Raw genomic sequence first — 7,143 nt, 5'->3', positions numbered from 1 at the left:
TCTTGTTTAAAATGATACCAATTATTTTCCAAGCCTTTTTGTTCCATTGGTATTTCCGTTTATTTTGTACGATCTTTTTTTAAGTTACATTCTGTTCTATTTTAGTTGCATAATTTTATTTTTTTTATGCTTTATGGTCTGGATATTTGTCCCTAGTTGCGTTGTTTTTCCTTCTTGATAAAGTGATTATAAGTAGCATTATTGCCATAATGATTGTTAGCGGGACGAAAAATACGACTGCTGTAAAAACCATGTCTCCCAACGAAAATGCCATTGTTTTTCTCCTTCTTTTCAAAAAAGGCTTATAACGAAAAACCATTACAAGCCTTTAATCGTACTATTACTTTTTCACTGTTTTTTTGAATTCGAATTTCTCCATCCAACCTTTTTTACGTTTTAGATTGATGTAGCCGATGGTGGCGAATACGAACGCACCGAGGAAATCAACAAACAAGTCTTCCATCGTATCTGTCACCGCAGCGGTTCCAGCGAGTTTTGTGCCGTCTTCTAGCATTGTTTTTTGCATGTTCATACCTAGCCATCTATCGGAGGCGAATTCGTAAAATTCCCAGACAACGCCAAGTGTTACCGCAAAACATACGGCGAACAAGGCTACGAAAGCTGGGCTTAAATTCATCGTTGTACGTTCGTCTTCGTTAAGAAAAGATATAACAGAAAATCCGAGTGCGCCGAGCATAGCACCACTAAATGTGTGCAAAATCGTGTCCCAATTCGGAATTAAGTAGTAGAAGCTTTGAACTTCTCCAAGGTAAATCGAGCAATATAGAAAAATAATGAATACGAGATACATGTTCCCCGGAATTTCAAATTTAAATCGGCGTCCAAGAATCGATGGTAAAAACATAGCGACTAGCCCTAGGATACATTGGCTGACCATTAATGAATAATCGCTACGCGTTGGCTCTCCGGCTGGCACGCCTGTTTCCGGTGTTGTTATTAAATTGTAGATGGAAAATACTAACGATACTAACAGCGATGCGAAAATAAATATCGCGATGATTTTCGTCCAATTCCACTTTCTAGTTTTCTTCAAATGAATTACACTCCCTTTTCAAAACTTTTATCATTTATTCATTATAATTACTTTTTTGCTAAAAAGGAAGTTTAAACCGAACTTGTTATAAATCAATGAGGTTTTTCTTTATAGCGTATTTAACGATTTCGGCGCGGGTAGTAAGGTCGAGCTTATTCATGATGTTTGATTTGTGTGTTTCCACGGTTTTCACCGAGATGCATAGTTTATTGGCGATTTCTTTGTTGCCGTAGCCAAGCGCGATTAAAGGCAAAACTTCTTGTTCGCGATTGGAGAGTTGGACATAGGAATCACTGACTTCTTCGCCGTTATTTTGTTGTAAAAATTGGCGGACGAGAGCCGTCGTGACTTTTGGATAGATGTAGGTTTCGCCTTGTTGTAAAGCGCGGATGGCATCTAGGAGTTCGTCGTCTTTGGCGTTTTTCAAGATGTAGCCGGACGCGCCTAATTTTAAAGCTCGAAACAGGTATTCTTCGTCGTCGTGCATCGTCAAAATGAGGACCTTGGTGCCTGGAAAGTTCTCCTTGATTCTTTTTGTGGTGACTAAACCATTTTCGCCTGGTGGCATACTAAGATCCATTAAAACAACGTCTGGCGTGTGGCGCTCGGTTTCGAGATAAGCCTCCAGACCGTCTGCAGCGTCCGCTACTACGGTCATATCTTCTTGGGAGTTGATGACAAAAGATAGGCCGCTTCTGACTACGGCATGGTCGTCTACAACGAGTACTTTGATCATGTTGTTTTGCCTCCTTTTAGCTCGATTGGTATTCTGACTAGTACTTTCGTCCCTTGATTGGGCTCTGAACGAAGCTCGAATTCCCCGTGCAAAAGTTCTACGCGTTCTTTCATGTTTAGCAAGCCTAAGCCACTTCCTTCTGCGGTGAAATGGTCTGGTGAAAAGCCAATACCTTGGTCATTTATTTCGAGTACGATCGTTTGTTTCGTTTTGAAAAGGTATACTTCGATTTCGTCTACGTCCGCGTATTTGGCGGCGTTTGTTAGCGCTTCTTGGGTGACGCGGTATAGCATGGTTTCGATGCTTGCTGGGAAACGCGTGCCATAAAGTTCGGAAACAAAAACGACATGGACACCGAAAAGTTGCTCATAGCGTTTAAAATAGGCTTTTAGCGCTGCAAAAATACCGAGATCGTCAAGGGAAGATGGGCGTAATTCTACCGCCATATTGCGAATGTCTTCCAGGGTCGTCGCGAGCATCGAGTCCATTTCCGCAATGCTTGATTCGTAATCTTCTTTTTTTTGTCATGTATTTGATTTTGCGAAGTTCGATGAGCGTGCTGAAAAGGCCTTGCGCCAAACCATCGTGAAGCTCGCGGGATAGGCGTTTTCGTTCGTTTTCCTGAGCATTGATAACGTATTCGGTCATTGTTTTTTTGCTTCAAAAGCTGTTCGGTCTGTTGTTGTTGCGTTAGGTTGCGCAGGAGTAACACGCTGATTCCAGCTGATTCATCGATGAGCGTGTAACTCGCGCTGAATGGAATGTTTTCGCCATTTTTCACGTTCAGGAAGATTTGGAAGGCTTCGTTGTCGATTCGTTTTCGCAAGGAGCAGCCGAGACATGTCCGTTCTTCAAAAATCGAGGTGTAGCCGTTGCAATAAGTGCAGAAATCGTCTAGCTTCACTTCATAGCGGTCGAGCAATTGGTTTGCCGCTGGGTTCGATGCGATGATTTCACTTTTATCCCGTAACAAAAAAAACAGCGTCGCTCATCTGTTCGTAGGCTTTCATGAATAGTTTGGATGTTATTTCCATTTCGCATCATTCCTTTACGGCTAGTAGACTTTGTTGCATTTTGTCGGCAATTGTTTGGAAATCTGTGGGCATCGAGGTTTTTATTTGCGTCAGTTTACGGTAGCCGCCCAACATTACACCGATAACAGCGCCCTCGGACATAATTGGCACGGCGATAATGCTCGCTAAATTTTCAGTGAGTGCAATGGGGTATTCTTGAATTGGCGCGAGTCTATCGGTTTTGAGGTCTTCTGAAATCATTGGTCTCGCGGTCCGCCAAACGATGCCGGCGATGCCTTTGCCAACTTGGAGGACGATTTTTTGATAGCGGTTATTGCGGTTGCCAGCGACGTATTTCCAGCGTATTTCTTTTTGTCCGCCAGCTGCGATTGCGGTGGCAATGCCGACAAAGTCTAGCCCGAATTGCAACCTAATATCGATCAGTTCGTTTGCTATATCTTGTTCTTTCATTAGTATGTCATTCCTCCTTAACTACTACTCTAGAATAACATGCGGAGGTTCGTTTTGGAATATGTGAAAGGTTTCATTTATGCCCAAACGGATTAATTCTTCTTGAAAAATTCGAGCTGGTGTTCCATCGTGTAAAATGACGCCATCCCATTGTTGCTCGGATAGGACGCGGGTGGTGATGTCGTCGAATCTCGCGTCTTGGATTGGGAGCGCATAAATGTGAGCGCCAAGGTCGGTATAGTCGCAAATTTGGTCGAAGGTGATGCCCGTTTCGGATGCTAGTAGGTAGCGTTTGCCGAATAGTGGCGTTTGTTCGAACCAAGAGGTGTCGCTGCGTTCTTTGACGACGTTTCCGATGATGATCATGGCAGGATTCGCCATGTTGGTTTGCGCTAGTTCGGATTCGATCGTCGCGATGGTTCCTGTTAGTACTTTTTGACGGCCTAGCGTTCCCCATTCGATGATGGCCACGGGAAGTTTGGCGAGCTCTGGTTGCGTGGTGATTTTCTCGCAGATGCGCGGGAGATTTTCGATTCCCATGTAAAATGCGAGTGTGCCACCTTGTGCGAGTGTTGTCATGTCAATTTCCGTGAGGGCGTTGTTTTTCTGATGACCAGTTGCAAAAGTGACGTGCCCGTTATGGTCGCGATGTGTTAGGGGAATTCCCGCATAGATTGCCGCGGCGGAACTGGACGTGATGCCTGGGATGACTTGGTAGGTCAAACCGGCGTCTGAGATTGCTTTCATTTCTTCACCTACGCGTCCAAAAATGGCTGGATCGCCACCTTTAAGACGGACTACTTTTTTACCTTGTGCGGCGTTCGTGACGATGGCTGTGTTGATTTGGTCTTGGCGCATCGTGTGATGGTGTGGAAGTTTGCCGCAGTATAGGAACTCGGCATCTTTTTTCGCTAAGTGAAGCAGTATCGGGTTGACGAGCCGGTCGTAAATGATAATATCTGCTGTTTCTAGGCGGCGCCGACCTTTCTGTGTCAGGAGTCCTGGATCGCCTGGGCCTGCGCCAATGAGATAGACGTTTGTCATGGATTCGTTACCAGATAGATTTTGCCGTTTTCGACTACGGTTTCGTAGGTTTTGACGCAACCTTCATCAGGTGCCGCGACTAGACCTGTTTCTAGTGATATTTTATAGTCGTGAAGTGGGCAGAAAACGTCGGTTCCAGATACGGTGCCTTCTGCTAGTGGTCCATTTTTGTGTGGGCATCGGTTTTCGATAGCTTTCACGCTGTCGTCTGATAGTCGGAATAACGCGATTTTGGCGCTATCTAGGAGCACTTCGCGACCGATGAGTGGGGTCAAATTTTCTAAGTCTGCTATATATTTTTTCTCCATCGCGGTCACACTCTTTCTACGTGATATAGTTTTTTGTTTTTTCTTCGTCTTGTAAAACTTGCTTCCATGGGTCGTCGCGGCCTGCGAGCGCTTCATCTAGCGCGGCTTTTAGGGTCGCTTGTTCGGCTGGGTCAAGAATGATGTCGCGGACGTGTTCCATGCCCATTCGTTCCAGCCATGGTGCGGTTCGTTCCATGTAGACGCCTGTTTCGCGGTAGTATTGAACGAAGGCGCTGCAAATGTCGAGTACTTCTTGTTCGGTCGCGACGGTGGTTAGGAGCTGTGCTTCTTTGATTTCTGTGCCGCCGTTTCCGCCGATGTAGATTTGATAACCGTTCTCGACACAGATGATGCCGTAGTCTTTGACGCCTGATTCGACGCAACTTCTTGGGCAACCGGAGACGCCCATTTTGAATTTATGTGGTGTGTCGACGAACTCAAATCTACGTTCTAAGGCTTCGCCAAGTGCGAGTGCATCTTGGGTGCCAAAGCGGCAAAATTTCGAGCCGACACAGGATTTGACGGTGCGCAATGTTTTTCCATATGCAAAACCGGAGCGCATGTCGAGTTCTTCCCAGATTTTCGGGAGGTCTTCTTTTTTGACGCCGTATAGGCCGATGCGTTGTCCGCCGGTTAGTTTTACTAGTGGGACGTCGTATTTTTCGGCGACTTTAGCGATTTTGATGAGTTGTTGTGGATTGGTTTGGCCTGCGTACATCCGTGGAATAACGGAGTACGTGCCGTCGTTTTGAATATTGGCGTGTAGCCGTTCGTTGACGTAGCGACTTTCAGGTTCGTCGGCGTGCGTTTGCGGCCAGATCATGTTGAGGTAGTAATTGAGTGCTGGACGGCATTTAGAGCAGCCTTCTGGGTTGCGGAACGCTAGGACGTGACGGACTTCTTTCGCGGTCTGTAGTTGTTTGGAGCGGATTTGGATGATGAGCTGGTCGCGTGTGAAGTCGGTACATCCGCAAATTCCTGCTGGCGCTGCGCTTACGAAATCGTCGCCGAGTGTGTGTTCTAGAATGTCACCGATGATTGGTTTACATTTCCCGCAAGATCCGCCGGCTTTCGTGTGCGCAGTGACTTCGCCAATCGTGGTGAGGCCTTTGTCGGTGATAGCTTGCGTGATATCGCCTTTCGTGACACCGTTACAGCCACATACGGATTCGTCATCGGGCATTTCTGCGACGCTCGTACTTTCGGATTCGCCTGATTTGTGGAGCAGTGAAACGAGCGTGAAGTCGGTGAGTTCTTCTTCTTTTTTGAGCAGGTTGTATAGACGGTTGCCTTCTGTTGTATCGCCGTAAAGCACGACACCGACTAGCTTGCCATCGCGCATGAAGATTTTTTTTATATTTGTTTTCGATGCTATTGAAAATCGTGACGCCTTTGATTTCAGCGTTTTCTTTGATGTCGCCGGCCGAGAAGAGATCGCAACCGGATACTTTGAGTTGGGTGAACATTTTGCTACCGTGATAGCCTTTCGTTTCGATGCCGCATAAATGGTCTGCGAGAACTTTCCCTTGTTCGTAAAGTGGCGCTACAAGGCCGTATGCGATACCATTATGTTCCGCGCATTCTCCAACGGCAAAAATTGCGGGATCGGCGGTTGTCATGAAATCATCGACTACGATGCCGCGTCCTGTCGGCAAGTTCGCGTGTTGCGCTAGTTCGATTTCGGGTTTGATGCCAATCGCCATGACTACGAGGTCGGTCTCGATTTGCGTGCCGTCTTTGAATGCCAGGCCTGTGACGCGTGATTTACCGAGGATTTTGGAGGTGGCTTTTTGCATGAGGAATTTCATGCCTTGCGCTTCAAGATCTGCTTTTAAAAGTTCTCCTGCTTTGGCGTCGAGTTGTGTTTCCATCAGCCAGTCCGCGAGATGGATAACGGTGACGTCCATGCCTTGATCGAGAAGTCCACGCGCTGCTTCCAAACCAAGTAGACCACCGCCAATGACGGTAGCTCGTTCGTATTTTTTGGATGCTGCAATCATTTTTTCTGTGTCAGCAATTGTTCGGAATCCAAGTACGCCTTCTAGGTCAGCGCCTGGGATGGGCAGGATGAAAGCTCTTGATCCTGTCGCTAAAATGAGCCGGTCGTACGTGATGTTGCGTTTCGTGGTTGTAACTGTGTTGGTGAGCCTGTCGATTAATATGGCTTGCTCGTCGGTATGTAGCGTGATGTTGTTGGACGCGTACCACGTTTCGTCATTTAGGATGATTTCGGATGGCGTCATTTTGTTTTGCAGGATATTGGACAGCATGATGCGATTGTAGTTCGGATGCGGTTCGTCGCCGATAATCGTGATGTCATATTTGTCTGGATTGCGGTCTAGGATTTCTTCGATGGTGCGTACGCCAGCCATTCCATTGCCGATCATGAGTAGTTTTTGTTTTGGCATGTGTTTTTCCTCCTGTTAATTGTGAATATATGAACAAATAATTATAAAATTAGATAGGTCTATTATACAGGGGTTGGAGGGTTCGGAGTATGGGGGAAAACACTGAAAA

General features: G+C 46.2%; 7 protein-coding genes and 1 pseudogene. All 8 read right to left on the bottom strand.

Annotated features, from left to right (window positions below; all coding sequences use genetic code 11):
* Nucleotides 1-340: 340 nt before the first annotated feature.
* The 8 genes and pseudogenes from PCORN_RS04930 to nirB all read right to left on the bottom strand — a co-directional run bounded on the left by PCORN_RS04930 (nucleotide 341) and on the right by nirB (nucleotide 7,034).
* Nucleotides 341-1,054: a DUF2238 domain-containing protein gene (locus PCORN_RS04930; RefSeq protein ID WP_206537425.1), complete on the bottom strand. Its 714-nt coding sequence runs from the start codon at nucleotides 1,052-1,054 to the stop codon at nucleotides 341-343.
* A gap of 85 nt (nucleotides 1,055-1,139) precedes the next feature.
* Nucleotides 1,140-1,790 (bottom strand): response regulator, encoded by a 651-nt coding sequence (locus PCORN_RS04925; protein WP_077913793.1) that lies wholly within the window; start codon nucleotides 1,788-1,790, stop codon nucleotides 1,140-1,142.
* On the bottom strand, nucleotides 1,787-2,269 hold the full coding sequence (locus tag PCORN_RS18230) for a sensor histidine kinase (protein ID WP_241433070.1): 483 nt from the start codon (nucleotides 2,267-2,269) through the stop codon (nucleotides 1,787-1,789). Before PCORN_RS18230 ends, PCORN_RS04925 begins: the two co-directional genes overlap by 4 nt.
* Nucleotides 2,205-2,438, bottom strand: a complete 234-nt coding sequence (locus PCORN_RS21230) for a histidine kinase (protein ID WP_077913794.1) — start codon at nucleotides 2,436-2,438, stop codon at nucleotides 2,205-2,207. The genes PCORN_RS18230 and PCORN_RS21230 overlap by 65 nt, the downstream gene beginning before the upstream one ends.
* A gap of 392 nt (nucleotides 2,439-2,830) precedes the next feature.
* The gene (locus PCORN_RS04915) at nucleotides 2,831-3,274 is read right to left on the bottom strand and encodes a GAF domain-containing protein (protein ID WP_036078095.1); all 444 of its coding nucleotides are present in this window, start codon (nucleotides 3,272-3,274) and stop codon (nucleotides 2,831-2,833) included.
* 24 nt (nucleotides 3,275-3,298) lie between these two features.
* A complete protein-coding gene (gene cobA, locus PCORN_RS04910) occupies nucleotides 3,299-4,318 on the bottom strand; it encodes a uroporphyrinogen-III C-methyltransferase (RefSeq protein WP_051999260.1) in 1,020 nt (339 codons plus the stop codon).
* Entirely contained in the window at nucleotides 4,315-4,626 is a 312-nt protein-coding gene (gene nirD / locus PCORN_RS04905; RefSeq protein WP_036078092.1) for a nitrite reductase small subunit NirD, read from the bottom strand. Before nirD ends, cobA begins: the two co-directional genes overlap by 4 nt.
* A gap of 5 nt (nucleotides 4,627-4,631) precedes the next feature.
* Nucleotides 4,632-7,034, bottom strand: a pseudogene (nirB, locus tag PCORN_RS04900) (nitrite reductase large subunit NirB).
* Nucleotides 7,035-7,143 lie beyond the last annotated feature (109 nt).

It is taken from the genome of Listeria cornellensis FSL F6-0969 (genome assembly GCF_000525855.1).
Lineage (GTDB): Bacteria > Bacillota > Bacilli > Lactobacillales > Listeriaceae > Listeria_A > Listeria_A cornellensis.
This window is presented reverse-complemented; position numbering and strand designations above follow the sequence as displayed.